17 protein-coding genes and 1 pseudogene are annotated in these 21,774 nt (G+C 69.6%); 5 read left to right on the top strand and 13 right to left on the bottom strand.

Annotated elements, in window-relative coordinates:
* Nucleotides 1–3: 3 nt before the first annotated feature.
* The 10 genes from ACWDZ7_RS39890 to ACWDZ7_RS39845 form a co-directional block, all read right to left on the bottom strand.
* Nucleotides 4–1,242, bottom strand: coding sequence for an ATP-grasp domain-containing protein (locus ACWDZ7_RS39890; RefSeq protein ID WP_451803663.1), 1,239 nt, complete (start codon nucleotides 1,240–1,242; stop codon nucleotides 4–6).
* 10 nt (nucleotides 1,243–1,252) lie between these two features.
* Complete coding sequence (locus ACWDZ7_RS39885) at nucleotides 1,253–2,515, bottom strand: MFS transporter (RefSeq protein ID WP_451803662.1); 1,263 nt, start codon at nucleotides 2,513–2,515, stop codon at nucleotides 1,253–1,255.
* Between the two features lie 53 nt (nucleotides 2,516–2,568).
* Complete coding sequence (locus ACWDZ7_RS39880) at nucleotides 2,569–3,816, bottom strand: aminotransferase class I/II-fold pyridoxal phosphate-dependent enzyme (RefSeq protein WP_451803661.1); 1,248 nt, start codon at nucleotides 3,814–3,816, stop codon at nucleotides 2,569–2,571.
* On the bottom strand, nucleotides 3,813–4,751 hold the full coding sequence (locus tag ACWDZ7_RS39875) for a prephenate dehydrogenase/arogenate dehydrogenase family protein (RefSeq protein WP_451803660.1): 939 nt from the start codon (nucleotides 4,749–4,751) through the stop codon (nucleotides 3,813–3,815). The genes ACWDZ7_RS39880 and ACWDZ7_RS39875 overlap by 4 nt, the downstream gene beginning before the upstream one ends.
* Complete coding sequence (pabB, locus tag ACWDZ7_RS39870; RefSeq protein WP_451803659.1) at nucleotides 4,748–6,829, bottom strand: aminodeoxychorismate synthase component I; 2,082 nt, start codon at nucleotides 6,827–6,829, stop codon at nucleotides 4,748–4,750. The genes ACWDZ7_RS39875 and pabB overlap by 4 nt, the downstream gene beginning before the upstream one ends.
* Entirely contained in the window at nucleotides 6,826–7,161 is a 336-nt protein-coding gene (locus tag ACWDZ7_RS39865) for a chorismate mutase family protein (RefSeq protein ID WP_451803658.1), read from the bottom strand. The genes pabB and ACWDZ7_RS39865 overlap by 4 nt, the downstream gene beginning before the upstream one ends.
* Nucleotides 7,158–8,030, bottom strand: a complete 873-nt coding sequence (locus tag ACWDZ7_RS39860) for a N5-glutamine methyltransferase family protein (protein WP_451803657.1) — start codon at nucleotides 8,028–8,030, stop codon at nucleotides 7,158–7,160. The genes ACWDZ7_RS39865 and ACWDZ7_RS39860 overlap by 4 nt, the downstream gene beginning before the upstream one ends.
* 19 nt (nucleotides 8,031–8,049) lie before the next feature.
* Nucleotides 8,050–9,516 carry an NAD(P)/FAD-dependent oxidoreductase gene (locus ACWDZ7_RS39855; RefSeq protein WP_451803656.1) on the bottom strand — a complete coding sequence of 489 codons (1,467 nt, stop codon included), beginning with the start codon at nucleotides 9,514–9,516 and terminating at the stop codon, nucleotides 8,050–8,052.
* 260 nt (nucleotides 9,517–9,776) lie between these two features.
* Nucleotides 9,777–10,286 carry an ArsR/SmtB family transcription factor gene (locus ACWDZ7_RS39850; protein ID WP_451803655.1) on the bottom strand — a complete coding sequence of 170 codons (510 nt, stop codon included), beginning with the start codon at nucleotides 10,284–10,286 and terminating at the stop codon, nucleotides 9,777–9,779.
* Between the two features lie 343 nt (nucleotides 10,287–10,629).
* Nucleotides 10,630–10,860 (bottom strand): hypothetical protein, encoded by a 231-nt coding sequence (locus ACWDZ7_RS39845; RefSeq protein ID WP_451803654.1) that lies wholly within the window; start codon nucleotides 10,858–10,860, stop codon nucleotides 10,630–10,632.
* Between the two features lie 222 nt (nucleotides 10,861–11,082).
* Between ACWDZ7_RS39845 and ACWDZ7_RS39840 the strand changes: the two genes are divergently transcribed.
* Nucleotides 11,083–14,769 carry a tetratricopeptide repeat protein gene (locus ACWDZ7_RS39840; protein WP_451803653.1) on the top strand — a complete coding sequence of 1,229 codons (3,687 nt, stop codon included), beginning with the start codon at nucleotides 11,083–11,085 and terminating at the stop codon, nucleotides 14,767–14,769.
* 129 nt (nucleotides 14,770–14,898) lie between these two features.
* Here the strand turns inward: ACWDZ7_RS39840 and ACWDZ7_RS39835 are convergent, their stop codons facing one another.
* Both ACWDZ7_RS39835 and ACWDZ7_RS39830 read right to left on the bottom strand, forming a co-directional pair.
* Nucleotides 14,899–17,274: a DNA topoisomerase gene (locus tag ACWDZ7_RS39835; protein WP_451803652.1), complete on the bottom strand. Its 2,376-nt coding sequence runs from the start codon at nucleotides 17,272–17,274 to the stop codon at nucleotides 14,899–14,901.
* A gap of 194 nt (nucleotides 17,275–17,468) precedes the next feature.
* Complete coding sequence (locus tag ACWDZ7_RS39830) at nucleotides 17,469–17,720, bottom strand: hypothetical protein (protein ID WP_451803651.1); 252 nt, start codon at nucleotides 17,718–17,720, stop codon at nucleotides 17,469–17,471.
* 619 nt (nucleotides 17,721–18,339) lie between these two features.
* On the opposite strand from ACWDZ7_RS39830, the gene ACWDZ7_RS39825 reads away from it, so the two are divergent.
* Nucleotides 18,340–18,801, top strand: coding sequence for a diadenosine tetraphosphate hydrolase (locus ACWDZ7_RS39825; RefSeq protein WP_451803650.1), 462 nt, complete (start codon nucleotides 18,340–18,342; stop codon nucleotides 18,799–18,801).
* Nucleotides 18,802–19,338: 537 nt separating this feature from the next.
* On the opposite strand, the gene ACWDZ7_RS39820 is transcribed toward ACWDZ7_RS39825, so the two are convergent.
* Nucleotides 19,339–19,518, bottom strand: coding sequence for an ATP-binding protein (locus ACWDZ7_RS39820; RefSeq protein WP_451803649.1), 180 nt, complete (start codon nucleotides 19,516–19,518; stop codon nucleotides 19,339–19,341).
* A gap of 130 nt (nucleotides 19,519–19,648) precedes the next feature.
* Between ACWDZ7_RS39820 and ACWDZ7_RS39815 the strand changes: the two genes are divergently transcribed.
* The 3 genes and pseudogenes from ACWDZ7_RS39815 to ACWDZ7_RS39805 form a co-directional block, all read left to right on the top strand.
* Nucleotides 19,649–20,713, top strand: coding sequence for a tyrosine-type recombinase/integrase (locus ACWDZ7_RS39815; RefSeq protein ID WP_451803648.1), 1,065 nt, complete (start codon nucleotides 19,649–19,651; stop codon nucleotides 20,711–20,713).
* Nucleotides 20,710–21,024: a helix-turn-helix domain-containing protein gene (locus ACWDZ7_RS39810; RefSeq protein WP_451803647.1), complete on the top strand. Its 315-nt coding sequence runs from the start codon at nucleotides 20,710–20,712 to the stop codon at nucleotides 21,022–21,024. Before ACWDZ7_RS39815 ends, ACWDZ7_RS39810 begins: the two co-directional genes overlap by 4 nt.
* Before the next feature lie 403 nt (nucleotides 21,025–21,427).
* Nucleotides 21,428–21,774, top strand: a pseudogene (locus ACWDZ7_RS39805) (integrase); the annotation flags it as partial.

The following is a 21,774-nucleotide window of genomic DNA, read 5'->3' as shown; positions in this document are numbered from 1 at the left end:
GGATCAGGCGCCAGGTGGCTCCGTGGTCACGGTGATCTTCCCGGCGAGCTGTTCGGCCAGTGCGACGGCGTCCTCGGTGGAAGGGGCAGTGACCAGCACCTGGCCGGCCCGGTCCCAACTGGCCTCCAGCGCACTGATGGTGTCGCCGACGGACACGGCGATGTCGAGTACGAGGACCCCGTCGTACGCCTGGACTTCTTCGGTGCCGTGGACGCCGGTGACCCGGCCCGGTGGGACAGTGAGGAAGCAGGTCGCGGCGGCGGCGCTCGGCTCGGGCGCCTCGGCCAACGCGGGCAGTACACCGGCGGCCCAGCCGACGGTGTACGACTCGATGTCGACGCCGTAGGCGGCGTCGACGAGCTCCATGATCCGGTCGCCGCCGGGCCGCCCGTGAGACTCGATCACCCGGGGGCCGCGGGCTGTCAGCTTTACTTCCGTGTGCGCGGGGCCGTGTCGCAGGTCCACGGCGTCCAAGAAGGCAGAGACGCAGGCCAGGACGGTGTCTGACTCGGCAGCAGGCAGCCGTGCGGGTAGGGCGTGTCCGGACTCGATGAAGTTGCCGTGCGTGACCTTCTCCGTGACGGCGAGGGGGATGTGCCGGCCGTCGAAGCTCAGGGATTCGACGGAGTACTCGGGCCCGTCCAGGTACTCCTCCATCAAGAAGCGGGTCACCGGGAAGTAGTTGGCGAACTTGTGGTCCGTGCTACCGCGCAACCGGACGATTTCGTCCCAGGCCTCGTCGATCTCGTCGGGCCCGCCGACCAGTCGGACGCCGAAGCTCCCTGCCGCGTCGACAGGCTTCACGATGAAGGGGTGACCGTGCCGCTCGCCGAACTCCCGCAGGCTTTCAGGGCCGTCGACCGGGGCGGCTGCCACCGCACCGGGCCGTGCGGCGAGGTGGGCGCGCATCGCCTCCTTGTCCCGCATCAGCCGGGCGCAGTGGTGGCTGATCCCGCGCAGGCCGAGGGCGTCGGAGATCAAGCCGACCGGCTCGACGCCCGGTTCGGTGATGGTGGCGACGCCGGAGAAGCCGTACACCTCGTGGGCGGCCGTCGCCAGTGGCCGCAGCACGGACCAGTCGGTGTAGTCGACGAGCAGGGCAGCCTCGACCAGGGCGGCGTGCTCGGGCCGGTACTCCTCGGGGCGCTGGACGTTGACCACGCGCAGGCCCAGGTCCCGGGCCTTGCGTACGGTCTCCACCCGGCCGCCGATGAGCAGAAGCGTGCCTCGGTCCGAAGTCATCCGGTCCCCCTCAGTCCTTGACCAGGCTGTCGGCCGGGTCCGGGACCGGGACCGCGGCCGTGCCGGCGGGGAGGCTGCGCTCGCCCCACCGGACGACCGGTGCGGTCGCGAGACCGGCCACCACGAACAGCGCGCCGAGCACGATCCATCCGGGCATGCCCCAGTAGACAAGCAGCCCGGTCAGGGCCAGCGGGCCGATGATCTCCGCGACCGTGAGACCCGAACCGAAGAACGCCTGGTACTGACCGTGCCGTCCGTCAGGCGCCAGGCCGAAGCTGATCTCCCAACTGCCGGCCATCTGCACCATCTCGCCCAGCGTCTGCACGGTCGCTGCGGCGATCAGGAGCAGGACCGCCGACCAGGCGGACCCGCCGCTGCCGGAGAACGCGAAGACGACGCAGCTCGCGCCGAGCAGCAGGGCGCCGCGCGTCACGTACCGGGCGGCGCTCGTCAGGTCGGTGACTCCGCGCGCCACCCGCACCTGGAAGACCACCACTGCGAGGGTATTGAGGACAAACATCACCGAAAGAACCCACGGCGGGGCCTTGGTGTGCCCGACGATCCACAGCGGCAGCGCCACGTCGATCAGGGGCACGTGCAGCACCAGGACCAGATTGAGCAGGCTGATGGCTACGTAGGGGCGGTCCTTGTAGACGGGCCGGGGCTTCTGTTCGCCCCTGAGAGTCGCCGGGGTCGGGGGGACGGCGGGCACTTGCCACAGGACGAAGGCCGCCACCGCGAAGCCGGCTGCGTTGAGGGCGAAGGCCACGAGGTAGGCCCCGCGCGAGTCGAAGAGCAGCACGATGCCGCCGAGCGCGGCGCCCACCGAGAGGCCCGCGTTGTAGCTGGCCTGGAGGATCGCACGGACCTTGGTGAGCTGGTCCTTGGGCACCACGCCTGCGAGCAGGGCCTGCTGGGCGGCGGAACCGCTGCGCTGGGCGACCGCGTACAGGCTCGCGGAGAGCACGAACAGCGGGAAGGAGCGGACGAAGAGGTACGACCCCACGGTGAGTGAGGCGCAGCCGAAGAAGACGACTGCGCTCCCCCGCACCCCGGTGCGGTCCGCCAGGTGTCCAAGCGGCACGCCCACCACGAGTGCCACCGTCCAGGCGATGGTGAGCCCGAGGCCGAGCTGGGCGGGGGAGAGCCCCACGACGGTGGTGAAGAACAGGGCGGCGGTGACGTAGTAAGCGCCGTCGCCGGTCCTGCTGATCAGCTGGGCCAGCGCGAGTGTGCGGGGTGGCCCTGGGGGGGGGACGAAGGTCTGGCTCATGGGTCTCCTTGTATGGCCCGCGGGGGCAGTTCACGGCTGACGGGTGGGGCGGCCTAGCCGGTGACAGGTCCGAGAGCCTCGACGGCGGTCTCCAGGTGGGACGGTTCATGGGTCGCGGAGAGCGCGAAGCGGATCAGTCCGGTGCCCTTGGCGACCGTCGGGAAGAAAGCGGGCAGCACGAGTACCCCGGCAGTCCGCAGTCGGCGGGCGGCCTCGAACGCGGCGGCCTCGGTGCCGAAGTGGGCGCCGCGGACCGGTGAGCGCTGCCCGGCGCTGACCAGCCGGCCCTCCGCCAGCTTGTCGAAGAGGGCCGCGTTGCTCCACAGCCGTTCCTGGAGGCGGGCCACTTCCCCATTGAGGTGCAGTTCGGCGGCGGCGACGTCTGCCGCCAGTAGCGGCAGCATGATGGAGTGGCCGAAGACCAGCGGATTGGCGAACTTCCGCAGGACGCGTACGTCGGCCTGCGAGGGGAGGACGACGAAACCGCCCGCGCCGCCGAAGGCCTTGGACAGTGAACCGGCCAGCATTACGTTGTCGGGCAGCCCGTTCTCGAAGGCCTCGTAAGCGTATCCGGCGCCCTGAGCGCCGTCGATGGAGATGCCGTGGGCGTCGTCCACGTACAGCAGTCCGCCCGCGCTCCGCAGCGTCTCGGCGAGGGTGACGACGTCGATGAGCCCGCCCATGGAGCCGACGCCGTCGACGAGCGCGATGGGGGTGCGCCCCTCGGCGACCGCCTCGGACAGGCCTCCGGCGAGGCTCTCCGGGTCGGTCAGGTCAAACCTGTTGACGGGGCCGATCTGTTCCATGACCCCGCGGAGCACCTGCATGGAGGCGTGGGCGGTCTTCTCGACGAGGAACGCCGGGCCCCGCGCGGAGACGGGGTACCCGGGAAGGGCCCCGTTGCCGAGCAGCGGCAGTACGCCGAGGTGGACATTGCTCACGGAGGTGAAGGGGACGACGGGCCGGCCGCCGTAGATCTGGCCCAGGATTTCCTCCAGTCGGCCGAGGTACATCGGGCGCATCCGGTTGCGTGAGGAGGAGAAGTGCACGCCGAAGCGGAGGAGCGCGTCCTGTGCGGCGGAGACCAGGGACGGGTGCTGTTCCAGGCCCAGGTAGGAGCAGGAGACGAACTCGACAGCGCTGCCGCCGTCCGCCAGCTCCACCTCCTTGCCCTCGCGGCCGGTGATGACATGGCCGGTGAGTCCCTCGTCGAAGGCCCGGTCGAGCGAGTCGGTGGTCCTGTCGATGCGGGCGGCGACCCAGTTCGCGGGCTTGCCAGCGTGCTGTCCGTCGGTGGTCATGCAGTCTCCTCGGGGCCGGCGGGCAGGGCGCCGGGCAGGTGGGTGAACAGATCGGCGCAGACGGCGCGATAGTCGGGGAGCCGGTCACCGAGTACGCCGGAGAGGATGGCGAGGCGATGGGCGAAGTCCTCTTCGCCGCCGTCACTTATGAGGTCGCGCAGCCGGTCGACGCCCCGGGCGAGTGCGTCGCGAGCGCCTTCGGCGAGCGGATTGGCAGACTGGACGTCCCAGTAAACCTCGGGGGGGCCGGAGGTGATCCGGGCCAGCAGCGCCAGCAGCGTCGCGTGGGGCGGCGGTGCTACAGCGGCCAGTTCCTCAATGTCCACGTTGAGTTCGGACAGGGCCTGTCCGAAGGCGAGCACGGTGGCGTGCGTGAGGGCCTGGGAGGCGGCGGCCAGCCGGTCGTGACGCTCGGCGTCCATCCGTACGATCCGGCCGCCGGACCGGGTGACGAGGCCGAGAAGTTCCTCCGCACGGGGCCCTACGTTCAGGACAACGGCGGCCACAGGGCGGCCGTTCATGCCGAGGGAGGGGGCGAACATCGGGTTGAGGCCGACCGCCTGATGACCGGGCGCGTGCGCGGCGACGGCGGCGGCGATCCGGGTCTTCACAGAGAGCGTGTCGGCCAGCAGCGCGTGTTCCGGCAGGACGCCAGCGAGTACGGGCACCGCGGCGAGCGCCACCGCCTCAGGCACCGCGAGCAGCAGCAGGTCGGTGTTCTCCAGTTCGGAGCGCAGCGTGCCGTCCGGCGCCGTGATGTCGCCCGCGATGTGCCGGGCTCCGGGCAGGAGCGCGGTGGACGGTTCGGGGTCGGCCACGCAGACGTCCAGGCCCGCGGCGGAGAGCAGCTCGGTGAACAGCCGGCCTACGGCGCCCGATCCGCCCGCGAGGACACATCGCCGGAGCGGCGGGCTGGCCTGTCCGGTGGTGCTCACGCGTCCACCGCCCCGGACCGGGCCGGTATCTTCCGTGTCGCGCCCGCAGCGAGGGTCGCGGCCATCGTCCATGACTTGACGAGGGTCTCATCGAACTCCTCGACCGGGTCGGACAGGGCGATCACCGCTCCGCCGACGCCGAAGGACGCGCCTTCACCGGTCGCGACGATCGTCCGTATGACGATGCTGAGGTCGGTGGCACCGTTCAGTGCGAAATAGCCGAGCGCGCCGGAGTACACCCCGCGCGGCCCTCCCTCCAAGCGGTCGATGATCTCCATGGTGCGCAGTTTGGGCGCGCCAGTCATGGAGCCGCCGGGGAAGGATGCCTGGACGCAGTCGACCGATGAGACGCTCTCGCGAAGAGTACCGCGGACGGTGCTGACGAGCTGGTGCACGGGCGCGTACGTCTCGACGTCGAAGAGCTTGGGGACGTGTACGGAACCGATCTCGCAGACCGTGTTGAGGTCGTTGCGGAGCAGGTCCACGATCATCAGGTTCTCGGCGCGGTCCTTCTCGCTGGCCAGCAGGTCGTCCCGCAGTGCCCGGTCCTCCTCGGGGGTCGCTCCGCGCGGCCGGGTGCCCTTGATCGGCTTGGACTCGGTGATCCGGTCGGTGCCGATCGTAAGGAACCGTTCGGGGGACGCGCTGAGGACGGCCACGCCGGGGAAGTCGAGCAGGGCGCCGTAGGGGACGGGGCTGATGGACCGCATTAGGCGGTAGGTCCCGAGCGGGTCGAGCGGGGTGGGCGTGGAAAAGGTGTTGGTCAGGCAGATCTCGTAGGACTCGCCGTTGCGTATCTCCTCCAGGCACGTCTCGATCCTGCTCAGGTACTCGTGCCTGTCGTGGCGCTGTGTGAGCGAGGCCGCCGCGAGCGAGGTCACCTCGGTGAGCGGTCGGTGTTCCCTGACGGTCGCGGCCGGGATCGTTGCCAGCCGGGCGGCGGTGGCCGACAACCACTCACCGGCTTCCGGGTCGTTCGGCCCGGCGCTCAGGGAGAGCAGATACGTGCGCTCCTCGGCGTGGTCGACGATGACGGCCCGGTCGGCGAAGAGGAGTGCCGCGTCGGGCGTCGGCGCGGTGTGTGCGGCGGTCGCGCCCGCTTCGGCCTTGAGCTCGTAGCCCAGGTAGCCCACGTATCCCAGGTTGAAGGAGAAGGGCAGGCGGGTGTCCACAGGCAGCGCGCGGCGGCGCAGTTCGGTGTCGAGGTAGTTGAAGAATCCCTGCGCCAGGTGCTCGTCGGGCCTGCCCTCGCGCTCGACGCACACGGTGCGGGTGGCGACGCGGTAGGTGACGTACTCAGCGAGCGGGCCGCTGCCGTCGCCGAGGACGGAGAAGCGGGAGTTGCCGTCCGTGTGGGTGCCGCTGTCGAGCCAGAAGCTGTGCGGGTGCGCGGCGAAGAGGGCCGCGTACACCTCCTCCGTGTCGGGCGTGAAGTCCAGCTCACGAACGTGCACGTGGTAGGGCGAGGGGAGGCCGGCCGCGTGCGTTCCCTGGCGCCTCAGGGTCAGGTCGCGGAAATTGGCGAGCAGCTCCCGTCCGTACTCGCTGGAGATCGACTCGGGGTGGAACTGGACGCCCCACGCGGGGCGGGTGCGGTGGCGCAGCCCCATGAGTACGCCGTCCTCGGTCCAGGCGACGCCTTCCAGCTCCTCGGAGAGTCCGGTGACCGCAAGTGAGTGGTACCGCACCACGGAGAACGGGGAGGGGAGGCCGGCGAAGAGGTCCTCGCCGTTGTGCCGGACGCGGGATATCCGGCCGTGCATCGGGTCGGGCGCGTGCTCGACGATGCCGCCGAACAGCGTGGCGATGCCCTGGTGGCCGAGGCAGACGCCGAGGACCGGCAGGCCCGAGTCGAGGATCGCGCGGTCGCTGACACCGAAGTCACGGTCCCGGCCAGGGCGCCCCGACCCGGGGGAGACCACGATGTTGTCGAAGTCGCCGAGGTGCAGTGCGGACCAGTCGACGTCGTTGCGGACGACGACGGGCGACTGCCCGTTCACCTCACCGAGGAGTTGGTAGAGGTTGTACGTGAAGGAATCGTAGTTGTCGATGAGGAGCGTGCGAACAGTGCGGTTCATGAGTTGCTGTCCGGAGTCGGCTGCCGGTCGTTGCGGGCGCCGTCGATGACGATGTCCTCGACGCGGCAGGTCTCCTCGATGACCAGGTCGTACAGACGGCGCAGGAAGGTCCCGTCCAGACCGTGCTCGGCCCCGTAGCGGGCCGCGCGCTCCTGCACGATACCGATGCGGTGCGGCTGCATCATCGGCACCTCGTGTACCCGCTTGTACTCCGCGATGTGTACGCAGACGCCGATGCGGGCCTTCAGGGTGCTGAGCAGCTTCGCGTCGATGAGATCGAGTTCGGCGCGCAGACCCGCCAGGCCGACTTCGGCGCTCGAGGTCGTCGTCATGCTTCTGCCTTTCTGAATGTCGTGGTGTAACGGGGCCGGTTCTCCTGGTCGTGGTGTCCCTCGGTGCCGGAGAACCGGCCGGTCCTGTCCAGCAGCACCGGCACCACGTCGATCTGGGTGTCCCCGTGCTCGATGGCCAGGGCGCCGCCGGGCCGCAGCAGCCGCGCGGTGCAGTCAATGACGGCGCGAATCACGTCCAGCCCGTCGTCGCCGGCGAAGACGGCCGTACGCGGATGGTGGCGGCCCCACTCGGGCAGCAGTTCCGTGCCCAGCGGCACGTAGGGCGGGTTGGCGAGGACGAGGTTCGCCCGGCCGTCCAGTGCGGCGAGCAGCGCGGGGTCCGTGACATCGCCCCGGTGCACGGTGACCGGGGTGTCCCCGGCCTTCTCCCGTACGGCGGCGTTGCCCTCGGCGCAGGCGAGGGCGGCCTCGTCCAAGTCGACCGCGTGGACCGAGGCGTCGGGGCGGGCGTGAGCGACGGCGAGGGCAACGGCGCCCGAGCCGGTGCACAGGTCGACCACCACGGGCGCCTCGGTCCCCTCCACCGCGGTCAGCCCCCAGGCCAGCAGGAGTTCGGTCGGCAACCGGGGCACGAAAACGTGCTCGTTCACCGAGACGTCGATGCCGCCGAGGCGGGCCCGCCCGGTCAGGTGGCCGAGTGGGATGCGCGCGGCCCGCCGGGCGACCAGGGCCCGCAGTTCGGCGGCGGCCACCGGGCGCACCGGGTGGTGCGGGTCGGGAGCGGACGCTCCGAGACCCAGGACATGGGTGGCCAGGGCCGCCGCGTCCTCGCGGGGGCTCCAAACACCGCTGTCGGTGAGAACGCGTTCCGCGTCTTGGAGCAGTTCTTCGAGCTGCTGGTCGGCCACCGTCGTCGGTCCTTCCGGCTCAGCCCTTGGCGGCGGTGTGGCTCGCCGCGTAGTAGTCACGCAGGGCCTTGCCGAGGGAGGGGTGGATACGCGAGGACGCGAGCAACTCCGGCGGCGGGGTGTAGAGGGGGTCGAACTCGTCCGCGATCCGGGTATAGGCGGCGCGCAGGTAGTGCTCGATAGTGGAGGGCCATTCGACGGGCACGTTCCAGTTGGATTCGTAGCCGGTGGCGAGCATGTGGGTGACCGTGGTCTCCACGATCTCCTCGCGGGTAGCCGCCTGGATCGGGGCCCGGACCGGCCGGAAGAGCCCGATGTCGATGGTGGGCTCCTCGCCGAGGAGCAGCGCGGTCATCTCCTGCGCCAGCAGCGGGGAGAGGGTGAGACCGTCGCGGTAGGTGCCGGTCATCATCCACAAGCCGCCCAGCTCTGTCTCGCCGAGCAGCGGCATGCCGTCGAGGGCGACGGGCCGGTTGCCGACCTGGAGGGTGCGCAGGCCGCTCTCGCCGAGATTCCGGCGGACCTGCCGTTTGGCGCAGTTAAGCAGGAACAGCACGTCGGAGATGAGCGGGGTCTCGCGTGGCTCGGGCGAGATGATATTGGTCGCTCCGACGTAGACCTGGCCGGCGCCGCGCGGGACAATGTGCAGGCCGCAGGCGAAGGCCCGGTTGGGCGTCCTGATCACGCTGGTCGGTGCGGTGCCGTCCTCGGTGTCGACGAGGGCGGAGACGCCGTAGCCGCTGATCAGGCGCGGGATGCGGGCAGCCTGGTCGGGGACGGTATCGAGGACCTTTTGGGAGGCGGAGCCGGCGGCGAGGACGAGCTGCTCGGTGGCGAGCAGGGTGCCGGAGTCCAGCTCGACGCCGGTGACCTTGCCACCGGTGTGCACCACGCGTGCGGCCTGCTCGGGGATGAGGTCGCCGCCTGCGGCGACGAACGCCTTCTCCAGGCGGATCAGCAGGACGTGGGCGTCCACGGCGTGCTCGTTGGGCAGGAACATCGCCTGGAGGGGGCGGCCGGTGGGCTCGGCGTCGAGCCACTCGATGTCCTCGGCGTCGATGTCCTCGAACTTCTCGCCGTACTTGACGAGGGTCCTGCGGATCGCCTTGTAGTTCTGGGTGTCGATCTCCGGCATGCCGACCGCGTTCAACATGACGACGGTGCCGTCGGCCGTCAGGAGGTCGGTGCCGTCGGAGTCGGGGGACAGCTGGGCCAGCCACTCCGGCCACAGCTTGCTGGCCTGGTAGGCCCAGTCGAGTTTGGTACGGCCGTAGTCGCTCTTCAGCAGCGTGGTGGTGACCTCGCCGAAGGTGCCGATCATCGCGCCGGCCGCGGAGGAGGCGGCCCAGGGGCGGTGGGGACGGCCGAGCACGGCCACGCGTATGCCGCGCCGGGCCAGGGTGAGGCCGAGCGACAGGCCGAGCGAGCCGTTTCCGACCACGACGACGTCATGGATCCGGTTGTCCTCGGATGTGGGTGCGGGCACCTGGATGTTCCCTTCCGAACGGGGGTGGGTGAGGTGGAGGACCTCATTGATACGGCCTGCGGGTTGACGGCCCGCGTTGTGCCACCGTGGCCGGGTCAGCCAAACACACAGGTGAGGGACGTTCCTAAGCTTTTAGCTGGGTCTAAATTGGCCCGGATCCGACGCCGTCGTGGTGTGCCCCGGCCGGGAGCCTCCGAAGGAGCCGTCCGACGCGGTGGCGCGGCCGGACCATGTACGGCGGGAGGGGCGCGGCCCAGAGGTCAGACCGTACGGCCCCAGGGGTACTCGGCCCCGCGGACGAGCGCCTCACCGGTCTGGGTGAGTGAGTGGATGACCCGGCGGCCAGCCCGGCGGCTCGTCACGAGGTCGCATTCACGCAGCACCGATACGTGCTGGCTGATGGCGCCGGGGGTGACGTCCACCTCGGCGGCCAGTTCGCCGGTGGAGGCGGGCACAGTGAGGGCCTCAATGACCGCCTTGCAGGACCCGCCTCCCATGGTGACCGTGCAGGTGGTGTCCATCCGCAGGGAGATGCCGTTCATGTCCCCGCTCGGACGCCAGTTGCCCAGATACGTCACTTCGAGGATGTCACGGGAGCCGTTCTCCGTGTACCGGATCTTCGCCATGTCGAACTTGGCCTGTCCGACCTGTCGGCAGCCGATCAGCCACTGGCACTCGACCTTCCAGGCCCGCAGCTCGCGTGCCTGCAGCTCGCGAATCTCCCCTTGGCGTAGCCCTTTCCGCGCTTGGAGGAACTGTGCTTGAAGCACTCCTCGGGAGTGATTGACTGCACTGGGGACGGCTCCAGGGCCGCGGCCCCCACTCCCTCGCCCATACGAACCTTCTCTCGGAATTCCCGCGCACGCGGGTCCGAAAGGCCGGTCCTCCCGGCACCCTCGGCCCACTGTGCCGAACTGGGCACGTCCGAGGACACCTCCAGCCCGACCTTCACGGTGACGTCGCCCTTCTCCGGCATGCTGACGGCTGGCGCGGCACCGGCGAGCAGCAGCGCCAGAGCGGTCCCGAATAACGCTGAGGCCCGCGCGACACCGCCCCCAGCACGTTTGTGTTGGCGCATAGATCTCCCCCTCTGGAAATTCGACCTGAGCAGGTTCACGTCACAATCTCGGAACCCCAGGCCACAGCCGCAATCTGTAAGATCTCTACCGATCCCGGGTCGCTGCACCTGGCCTCGGACGGCGTTTCGGCGGTCAGAGCCAGGTGATCCGCAGCAACCTTCTGGTTGCGCTCTGGTGCCACAGTGCCGTGGTTGTTGGCCAGTGCGTTGCCGGCCGGGAGTGTGAGCATCCCGGCGGCGAGCGCGCTCGCCGCGATGCAGCGCACTGTGGTTGGCGTGTACCTCATATGACGTCCCTTCTGGGTCAGTTCCTGATCGGGCTCGGTTCGAGCGCGTCGTCCTTGTCCGGCGCAGCTCTGTCCTGCGCCTCTCCAGTGTGTTCAGATCGGTTGGACGTTTCACTGGGAGAAGCACTGGGCGGGTCACTGGTCTCCCGCGGCCCGCCGTGGAGACCGGTGCCCTGCGAAGGGGGAGGGCGCGTGCCGCGATTGACCGTTAGTGAGGGTTCGCTGCGCTTCACTCTGTTGGGCCCCGTACGGGCCTGGCGTGGGGAGCGGGAGCTGCGCCTGGGTGGCCCGAGGCAGCGTGCCGTGGCCGCCGCTCTGCTGCTGCGGGCGGGTCGGGCCGTGCCCCGGGGGCAGTTGGTCCGGGCGGTGTGGGGAGAGCCCGCCCCGGAGTACTGCGTCAACCAGCTCCAGAAGTACGTCTCCGCGCTGCGCCGGGTGCTGGAGCCCGAGCGGGAGGCCAGGGCGCCCTCGGGGGTCCTCAACTGGTCCGATTCCGGGTACGTCCTGAACGTGGGGCAGGAGGCCACCGACCTGGCTGCCTTCGAACGTGCCGTGGGTCGGGGCCGGGCCGCGCGCTCCCGGGGTGACGCGGAGCGGACGGCCGCCGAGCTCGGCAAAGCCTTGGATCTCTGGCAGGGGCCCCCGCTTGCCAACGTGTCGAGCGGCTTCCTGGATGTGGAGCGTGAGCGGCTGGAGGAAGTGAGGGCGGCCGTCCTGGAGGAGCGGATCGGAGCCGACCTCGATCTGGGCCACCACCGGAAGCTGGTTGCCGAACTGACGCGTCTGGCGGCTGACTTCCCGCTCCGCGAGCGCTTCACCGCCTTGCTGATGCTCGCCCTGCACCGGTCCGGCCGCCCGAGCGATGCCCTGAACGCCTACCAGCGGCTCAGGCATGACCTGCGTGAGGAACTCGGCGCGGAGCCCGGCAGGGAGGTGCGGGGCGTTCAGGCGCGCATCCTGGCCGGTGAGCCCGGATTGGAGGGGGCGCCGCCTGCCGCCCGGGCCGACGCCCGGCACCCGGACGCGGCTGCGGACCCGGAGCCCGGCTCGGTTGCGTTCCTCGACCCGGCCGCGGCGGACGCGTTGCCCGGTCGAAGCGTTCGGGAGTGCCGGCAACTGCCCATGGACATCCCCTGCTTCATCGGCCGCCAGGCGCAGCTGTCCGCGCTGCGGGAGCTGGTGGATGACACGGGAACGGTTGCGGATCCCGGCGACCGGGGGGTGCTGGTATGCGTCATCGAGGGCATGGCAGGGGCGGGGAAGACCCGGCTGGCCCTGCACGCCGCCCACGGACTGGTGGCTGCGGGGCACTTCACGGACGTACAGCTGTGGGCCGACCTGAAGGGTCTCTCGCCGGACCGCGGCCCGGCCGACCCGGCGGACGTATTGGAGGACTTCCTGCGACTGCTCGGGGTTGCGGCCCATCTCGTCCCTGAGCGGACCGAGGCGCGGGCAGCGCTCTACCGCGACCGGCTCGCGGGCCGGCGCGTGCTGGTGGTGCTGGACGACGCAACCGATGACGAGCAGGTGCGGCAGCTGCTGCCGGGGTCCTCGTCGGCGCTGGTGCTCGTCACGAGCCGGCGCGCGCTGATGGCGGCGGACGCGGTGCACACCGTCCGGCTGGGTCCCCTGCCGGCGGACGAGGCCGTCGCGCTGTTCCGGCACGCCGCGGGCCCGGACCTCGCCGGGGGCGGCGCGCCACCCCTGCGGGTGGCCGAACTCTGCGGGCATCTTCCGCTGGCGGTGGCGCTGGCCGGCCGACGGCTGCGCGCACGGCCGTCCTGGTCCGTGGCCGACCTGGCCGAACGGCTGGCGGACGGCGCGAGCAGGCTGCGGCGGCTCGCCACCGGGCAGGAGGCCGTGGCCTCCGCCTTCGGGCTGTCCTATCAGCAACTGCCTGACGACCGGCAGCGGGCCTTCCGGCTCCTTGCCCTGCATCCCGGTGAGGACTGCACGCCCCGGTCTGCCGCCGCGCTGCTCGACACCAGCCCCGACACAGCCGAGGACGCTCTGGAGGCGTTACTGGACGAACATCTGCTGGAACAGCACAGCCGCGGTCGCTACCACCACCACGCCCTGCTGCGGCTGTACGCCCACGAACGGACCCGGGCGGAGGACAGCGAGGAACAGCGCACGACGGCCGTGCTCCGCCTCGTCCAGTGGTATCGCGACAGCGCGGAGGCAGCCCGGCTCACGCTCGAACCCACGCACCGGCACCGGCTGCCGCGCGCCGCAGCGGCAACGGACCGGGGCGCCGTGCGGCACGCGCGTCAGGCCGCCGGGCAGGCCTGCGCAGACCCCGGCACGGCCCTGCGGTGGCTGGAGCGGGAGCGCGCCAACCTCCTGGCCGTCATCCACGAGGCCGCGCACCGCGGCCGGCACGAGGACACCTGGCGGCTCGCCGCGGCAGCCCACTCTTTCCTGGGCCTGCACTCCTTCGGGTCGGACAGCCTCGCCAGCCTGCGGCTGGGCCTCGCGGCGGCCCGGCGCGCCGGCGACCGCGTCCAGCAGGCCCACCTCATGTGCGACCTCGGGCACGTGTACGACGCGCTCGGCCGGCACCGGGAGGCGGAGGAGCAGCACAAACGTGCGCTCGGCCATTTCGAGGACCTGGGCGACGTGCGGGGGGCAGCACAGGCGCTGAGCGGTCTGGGGCACAGCTTCGGGGCGCGCGGTCAATACCGGGAGAGCCGACGGCGGCACAGCATGGCCCTGGACAGGTTCCGGGAGGCGGGCGACCGGCACGGTGAGGCGCGCGCGACAGCGGGTCTCGGCCTGGCCGACTGGTTCGTGCGCGGTCACGACGCGTCGGCAACCCACCATCGTCAAGCGCTGGCCCTGCTCCAAGAGAGCGGCGACAGCCGTTCCTTGGCCCAGGAGCTGGTCAACCTTGGCCTGGCACACTGGTTTTACGGTCAGTACGCCGAGTGTGCCCGCCAGCACCGCCGCGCGCTCACGCTGTTCGAGGAGCTCCACGACCGGCGGGGTCAGGCCACGGCGCACCACGGGCTCGGCCTCGCCGCCTGGCACGCAGGTGATCCGCAGGAGGCCCTGGAGCACCACCGGTTCGCACTCTCCGTCTTCCGCGACCTCTGCGACCAGCGGGGCGAGGCCCTGACCACGCAGCGTCTTGGGTACGTCCACTGGGCGTCGGGCCGCTACGAGCAGGGCGAGCAGGAGCTGCGCCGGGCGCTCAGCCTCTGCACGAGTACTGGGAACCGCAACACCGAGGCATGGGCGCTCACTTCCCTGGGTTTCCTCTGCCAGCGGCTGCGGCGCCACCGTGAAGCCGAAAGCCTGCTCCGTGAGGCACTGGGGCTCTCCCGGGGCATCGGTGACCGCCACTCGGAGGCCAGTGCCCTGCTCGGCACCGCCCTGGTCCGACTGGAGCTCGGCGATACGGCCGCCTCCGGCCGAACGGCACAGCAGGTGCTCACGCTGGCCCAGGAGATCGGCAATCCGCACAACCAGGCCTGGGCGATGATCGCGCTGGGTCTCTCCCACTGCTACGCGGGAGCGCACCCGCAGGGCACGGAATGGCACCACAGGGCCACCGGCCTCGCCCGGCAGATCGGCGAACCGCACACCGAAGCCATGGCACTCAACGGCATCGGCTACGCATACACCCACCTGGCCCGCCACGAACAGGCCGAGGAGCACCTACGCGCCGCACTCGCATTACGCCTGCACATCCACGACCTACACGGTGAGGCCGAAACCCGCAACGATCTGGCGGCACTGCTGGACGCCGCACACCGCCCGGAAGCCGCCCACACCGAAGCGGAGCGGGCCCGGTCGATCTACGCGCGGATCCTCCCCGCAGACAGCCCCGAGCCACCGCTCCCGGTGCTCACCGGTCCCGCCCGGACTCCCGGTATCTCAGGGTGAAAGTCCGTCCCCCGCCTTTCGGAGCTTGTCTCTATCTACCAAGATTGACCCGGTCGGCCGATGGCCTCGCGCGCTCGAAAACCTGGTGGTCGCGCTTCGGCCTTCGTGTGCTCAGTGCTCGTTCAGGCGTCAGCTGAACGACGGCACGATCTTCTTCTTGCCGCCCTCTTCCTTCCAGGAGACGGCAGCATCGAACGTCTTACCCTTGGCCGAGACGAAGCCCTTGCCCTGGATGGTCTTCCCGGCCGCCAGGTCACGCCTTTGCGCATCGGTAAAAGTCACCTGGCACCAGGACCGCGGAGGCTCGTCGCCAGAGCCGAAATCGGGGACGACCTTCCTCGCCTTCGCGTCCCAGCTGACCTTACAGCCGAAGGTCTTGCCGGTCCGCGCGCTGACAAAGCCGTCGATCTCCAGCGCCTGGCCCGCCAGGAGCGCCGTGACTTCCGCCGGCGTAAACGTCCGGCTGGACCACTCCGTCGGCTTGTCCGGCACCTGCAACTGGAACCCGATGAACTTGCGGCCCTTGTAGTCGCCGACGCCGAGCGCTCCGGTGGCCCTGTAGGGCTTCTCCGCCTTGTTCGTGGCCTCGAACGAAATCGTCTCGCCCGCCAGCAGCTTCGCCACCTCGTCATCGCTGAACTCGTGGCCCGACCAGTTCTTCTTAAAGGCGACCTTCTTCGGCCCGCCCGGAGCGACCTGCCACACACCCTCGGCGCGCGTAGCGACCGCCTGCTCCTTCAGGCCCAGCTCGGCGCGCATGGACGCAGCGTTCTTCGTCATCGTGACGATGTCCTCGCGCACCCAGTCGGCGACGACGGCCAGGCGCTCCTCGGCCGTCGCCGTCCCGGCGGCGATGTCGCGCATGTCGGCGTAGACCTTCTCGGTGAGCCCGAGGTCGCCGATGCGCGTGCCCGGCAGGAGCCGCCAGCTCATCTCGCCGGCCTGCGCGAGCCTGAGCTTCCGGCCCTTCTCCGTCAGCAGCGGGTACTTCATCTTGTCGTTGATGACCTCCGAGTACGTCGAGGTGCGGGTCGCGCCCGTGCCCACGTCGCGCTTCTCCAGCTGCTTCATCAGCCACTTCATCGTCGGATGCTCGGGGCGCTTGTTCGCGCCCTCGAAGATGAACGGCTCCGTGGTCTGGCCCAGGCCCTTGCCGGACTCGTTCTCGTCGCCCTCGGCCGTGTCGTCGCCGGCGTCTGGATCGAACACAGCCCGCCAGCCGGGGCTCTTGGGCACGTTGGCGATGCCGACGAAGTCCGGGTACTTCTCCACGTGGCCCTTCTGCTGCTCGTAGAGGTAGTCCTCGGCGAGCATGGCCAGGTAGTTCTTCGCGAGCATCTCGTAGATGAGCCGCCCGGCCTTGCCGTACTTGTGCTCGACCTCTTCCAGCGAAGAAGGCACCTTCAGGCCCGGACGGTTCGCGCCGTGTGCGCCCTGGGGCTTCACATGTGTGGAACGAGGCTGGCGGCGCGTCAGAAGCCCAGCGTCGACGCCGACCACCGAGGCGATCCTGTCGACCAGCGGCGCGAGGTCCTTGAACTGCCCGGGCGTAATCGTCTTGTCCTCGGTGCGCGGGTACGAGACAACCTGGTCCTCGTACATCTTCTGGTAGGTCGAGAGCGTCAGGTACGCCTTCACACCCTTGCCGACGAGCATCGAGGACAAGGAAGCGAGGTCAAGCAGCTTCGGCGGCGCGGTCTTCTTGCCCGCCTTGCTGTCCAGGACAACAGGGGAGGGGCCGTACTGCTGCGGCACTTGGCCCTTCTGGTCGAACCGCGGCTCGTCCAGGTTGGTGTACATGACGTCGTTCTCGTCGCGGAAGCGGTTTTGGAAGAACGGCTTCTTGACGTACGCGTCGTAGGCCTTCTGCTGGTCGCCGACGAGAGAGACCATCGCCGACTTCAGCCGGCCCTGGCGCAGCACCAGGTCCTGGCCGGACTGGCGGCCCATCGCCGTGGCGATACGGGTGAACTGCATCGAGAGGAAGTCCCACTGCGAGCGGTACATCGCCTTGCGGTAATCGCCCTCGCCCGGCATGGACTCCACCGGGCGGCGCTTCTCGAACGCCTTCTGGATGGACGCTTTCGACTCATCGGTGAACTCCATGCGGCTGAACTTCTTGCCGTGGAAGCCGAGTTCGTCGATCGCCTCCCAGAAGAGCAGGTCGCCCTCGCCTGACGGATCCAGGTCCGTGGCGATGACGATCTCGTCGCCGCGGCCGAGCGCCGCCCGCAGAGCCTTGATGACGTCTGCGACGTTCTTCTGCGGCTCACGCTTCCACGTCAGGTCCTCCGGATTCCACGGCAGGTTGCCCAGGTCCCACTTCTGATAGGCATCCGCGAGCGAGGAGTCCACCATCGCGTGCGGCTGGGCGAACTCAAAGAGATGACCCCGCAGGCTCGCCACCTCATAGGCCGTGCCCTTGTAACTGCCCTTCGTCCCACCGAGGGCGCTGGCCATGTTCCTCGCTGCACTCGGCTTCTCTGCGACCACGATCGCGACCATGTCGACTCCTTCTCGCCATTGACTCGGAAGTGAGTGCGAGTCTACTTGCAAATGGTGTCTGAGAGGTGATTTGAAAGGCTTTGAATGGCGATAGGGTCATGTATAGAAAGCCAGTGCCTGCACGCTGTTCGAGCAATCACCGCTCGAGAGGACCCCGAGAAGCTGTGCTTCTCGGGGCCGTCGTCTGTTCAGTGCTATTGCCGAGTCGGCATCACCACGTCGAGCCGGACGCGGTACACCTGCAGCACCTTGCCGAGCGTCTCGAGTCCCTCAGGGTGCTTCAGGCCTTCCTCCAGCTCCTTCAGTCGGATGGGCCGTACGCCGACCACCTCGGCGACCTGGATGGCGACCGGGCTGTCGGGGACCATGCTGCCCTCGGCGCCTGCCGCGATCTCGATGTCCTCGCCGTCGATCTCGATCTGCAGCTTGCTGGGCTGGGTCCGCACTTCGCGGGTCGACAGGACGCGCCAGTCGTGGCCTTCGACGGGGCTGTCGGGGCCTCAGCACGTCGGAGTTGGGCCGGATGACGATCCATCCCTCGCCGGGCACCGTCAGGTGTTTGCCAAAGGCGTTGAGCATCTTGGCCTGGCCGTCGGGTCCGCCCGCGATTTCCGTGACGATTTCGGTGGCGCGGTGGCCGTCGGGGGCGACCTCGAACGTGCCGTCGTCGGCCCGGCGGGCCGCGTACAGGGTGGCACCGGACATGGCGTTGTCGATGTACTTGGCCGCGAAGCGGACTTCCGGAACGGCCTTGTACATCTTCCAGGCACGCGTCTGCCAGGAGCTGTCGGGGGCGCCCTTGCCGCGGGTGACCTTGCGGTCGACGTAGCGAGAGGTTGCCGCTGTGATCGCGCGGGGGCTCACGGCGTGAGCCGTCCGAGGGTGTCGTCGATGCGGTTGATGAAGACGGCGGCGCCGGCGACGGCGAAGCACTGATGGCGATTCTTGAAAACGGTCGGGGTCGCTCCTCGCCTCACTTGCTAGGTCTTTGAACTGTGTGAGGAGGATGGGGATCGAAGAGCGGTCCTTGATCGCCGGAATGTAGGTTTTGGCCATGACTGGCGGATGGACCGGATCGGGACGGCGCTGAGGGGCGAGAACCCGACTGTGCTGCGACGGCTGACGGCGGGGTTCGCGGTGATCGGGGACGTTCAGTTCCTGCCTGGCTACTCGGTTCTGCTCGTGGACGAGCCGGATCTGCAGCGGCTGTCGGACCTTCCGAGGGCGAAGCGGCTGTCGTTCCTGTCTGACATGGACCAGCTCGGTGAAGCGGTCGAGCGTGTCTGTCGGCGGCTGGACCCGGCCTTCCGGCGGGTCAACCTGGAGATCCTGGGGAACACGGACCCGTTCTTGCATGCGCATGTCTGGCCGCGGTTCGAGTGGGAGCCGGCCGATGTGGTGGGGGCCCCGGTGTGGCTCTATCCGCGTGAGCGGTGGAGTGACGAGCGGTTCAGGCTCGGTCCGCAGCATGACGTGCTGCGGGATGCGATCAGCGGCGAACTGGACCGGCTGCGCTCGGTGACCTGACGTTTTGGGCCCGCCGACCGTCAGGTCGGCGGGCCCGGTGATCGGTGACGGTCAGCCGAAGCTCATTGGAGACGTCTGAGCGGGCCGATGTCGGTGACGCGGTTGGTGATCGTGGGGCGGGCGGCTTCCTGGGTGGCGAGCAGGGCGACGATCGTGACGGGCTGGTCGCAGTGCGGGCAGTTGCGGACTGCCGTCGGTGCCAGTGGGTCGATGGGGCCGGCTGTCGGCTACGGGCCGGGCGGAAGGGCTCGGGGATGTTCGCCGAGACGTCGTGCTCGTTCTTCGTCGCGGGTCCGGTTGCGTTGCCTTTCCGACTCGCGACGGCATTTGGGCGAGCAGTAGACCTGGCGGAGTCGGGGGTTGGCGGTGAAGATGCCGTCGCAGACTGGGCAGGTGTGGGCGGCCAGGCCGGCGGGAGCGCGTCGGTGGGCGGCGCTCTTGCAGCGGGGAGAGCAGTAGATCTGTCTCGGGCTCGGCGTGAACTCGCCCTCGCAGACTGGACAGTTGGCGGGTGCGGGGTTGAGCTGTTCGTTGGGGTCAGGAGACACGTGCGTTGACTCCCTTGCGCATGGCGGCGGCCTGGTTCTGGTGGCCGCGGAGTCGGTAGGAGGGTCCGTCGATGCCGGCGACGGCAGCTCGGTGCAGGAGCCGGTCGAGCATGGCGGCGGCGACGGTGGCGTCGCCGAAGGCCCCGGCCCAGTCATCTGGGGATGGCACATGTTCCTTTTCGAGGATCGCTGCTGCCACCGGCCCGTATCCATCTCCTGCGGTCCTCGTTGGTCTTCACGGTGGCGCTCGGATTCTCCAGGTGCTGCCTTGATCGGTAAGGTGCGAGGAAGGTGTGCCGGTGACATCCCAGTTGCGGGTGATCGAGGGTGGTGCCGTCCTGCTGGAGCCGGTGACCGCCGATCCCTGGGAGTTCCAGGCCGAGTGTGTCGAGGCGTTCGTTGCCTCGTGGAGGGCCCGCGGGTTCAGCCCGGTGACGATCGAGAACGACATTGGCCTGCTGGAACGGACGCTGAACGCGCTGGGCCGACCCGCATGGGACGTCACCCCGGAGGACATCGACCGCGTCGTCGGCGACCTGGCCCTCGCCGGGCGGGCGGCATCGACCCGGCGCGAGTATGTGCAGATCTTCAAGGGCTTCCACCGGTTCCTGCAGGTCCGCAAGGCCGTTGAGATCGAGGCCGGGTTCGGCGTCCGTCTGGTCTGCCCGGTGGACGAGTTCAACGCCTCACGGCATGTCGGGGACGACTCCCCAGCTCAACTGCCGCCGCCCACCCCGGAACGGGTGGCGGAGTTCTTCGACTTCCTCAAGGCTCGGATCGCCACCGCCCGCAAGTACGGGCCCGCGGCCCGGGACTATGCAATGTTCCGGACCCTCTATCACGCCGGCCTCCGCTCGGAAGAAGCCTCCCTGCTGGACCGTCCCGACGCCCACTTCTCGCGGGGCCCGTTCGGAAAACTCCACGTACGTTTCGGCAAAGGCGCCCGCACCTCCGGCCCCAGGCCGCGCTGGGTGCCCATGCTGGACGGCCTCGACCTCGTCCTGCACTGGTTCCTCGACGACGTGCGGGGCAAGTTCCCCGACTCGCCGGTGCTGTTCGCGGACGAGTCCGGCGGCAGCCTGCACCGCGGGACGATCCGCAACCGCCTGCGCTATCTGATGGAACTCGAAGGACGCCCGGCCGCCGACCGGTTCAGCCCGCATGCCTTGCGGCGGGCCTGCGCGACCCACAACTACGAACGCGGTGTGGACCTCGTGGCGATCCAGCAGCTCCTCGGTCACTGGACGGTCAGCTCGACCATGAGATATGTCCGGCCCTCCGCGACGTTCATCGAGGACGCCTATCGCCGCGCGGTGACCACCACGCTGGGAGAACTCACCGCCGAGGAGGGCAGCCCCGCATGAAGATCCGATGGCGCCTGCGGATGGCTGCCGCCCAGCGTGAGGTCTGGACCGGCACCCAGCTGCAGCAACTTCTCGCCGAACGTGCCGGCCTGCAGATGTCCTCCGCGTCGGTGTCCGCGCTGTTCACCAAGGAACCCTCCCAGGTGAAGATCTCCACCCTGGTCGCGTTGTGCACCGCACTGGAATGCACTCCCAACGACCTGTTCGAGGTCGACAACACGCCCGTCGAGCGCCCTGCCGCCCCACCACGGCCAGTCGCTGACCTGCCCAAGGCGGCCTCCGCCCGCGGCCGTTCGATGCCGCCGCTCTGACCCGGGTGGCATCGTGGGCGTCAAACAGAGCGACTGCATCGGCTGCGGTGCCCCGGTCGGCTTCATCGACCGGCAGTACTGCTGTCGCTGCACCGCCCGGCAGAAAGAAGCGGCGGCCAGAGCCGCTTGCCCCCGCTGCGGCCAGCAGCGCGTCCTCCAGGAGGACACCGGCCGGTGCATCACCTGCTCACGCGTGTGCACCGCCTGCGGTCACCCGGTGAGAGACAAGACAGCGACGTTGTGCCGGAACTGTTTGCGCAAGGCTGAACGCGAGGCCGCCAAGGTTCCCTGTCCTCGGTGCGATCGACCCGGCTATCTGCGCGAGCACACCGGCTGGTGCGGGCATTGCTCGCGTCCGCGCCAGACCAAGCAGCCGCACCGGGCCTGCCGCGAATGCGGCCGCGTGCGACGGCATGCCGGGCTGGGACTGTGCTCAGCCTGCTGGCAGCGTCACCCCGACCGGCCCTTCGTCCGGGCCCAGAGCCTGATCGCCGAACTCGCAGAACCTCCGGAGTGGCTGCGGGACTTCGCGGCTGGTCTCGCCGCCAAGTACTGCGTCAGTCGCGCCTGCATGATGATCACCTCCCTGGGACGACTTCTCCGGGACGACCACCCCAACCACCCGCAGGCACTGCTCGAACGCTCCCGTCGCTCCGGACGCTCGATGGGCTCCCTCGCCCGCGCACTGGAAACCTTTCTGACCAGTCAGGGCATGGCCATGGCCACCGATCAGGCCGAGCGGCTCGCAGC

The sequence above is a fragment of the Streptomyces sp. NPDC003032 genome, assembly GCF_053591415.1.
The sequence above is the reverse complement of the archived record's forward strand: the minus strand, read 5'-3'. Positions and strand labels throughout refer to the sequence as shown.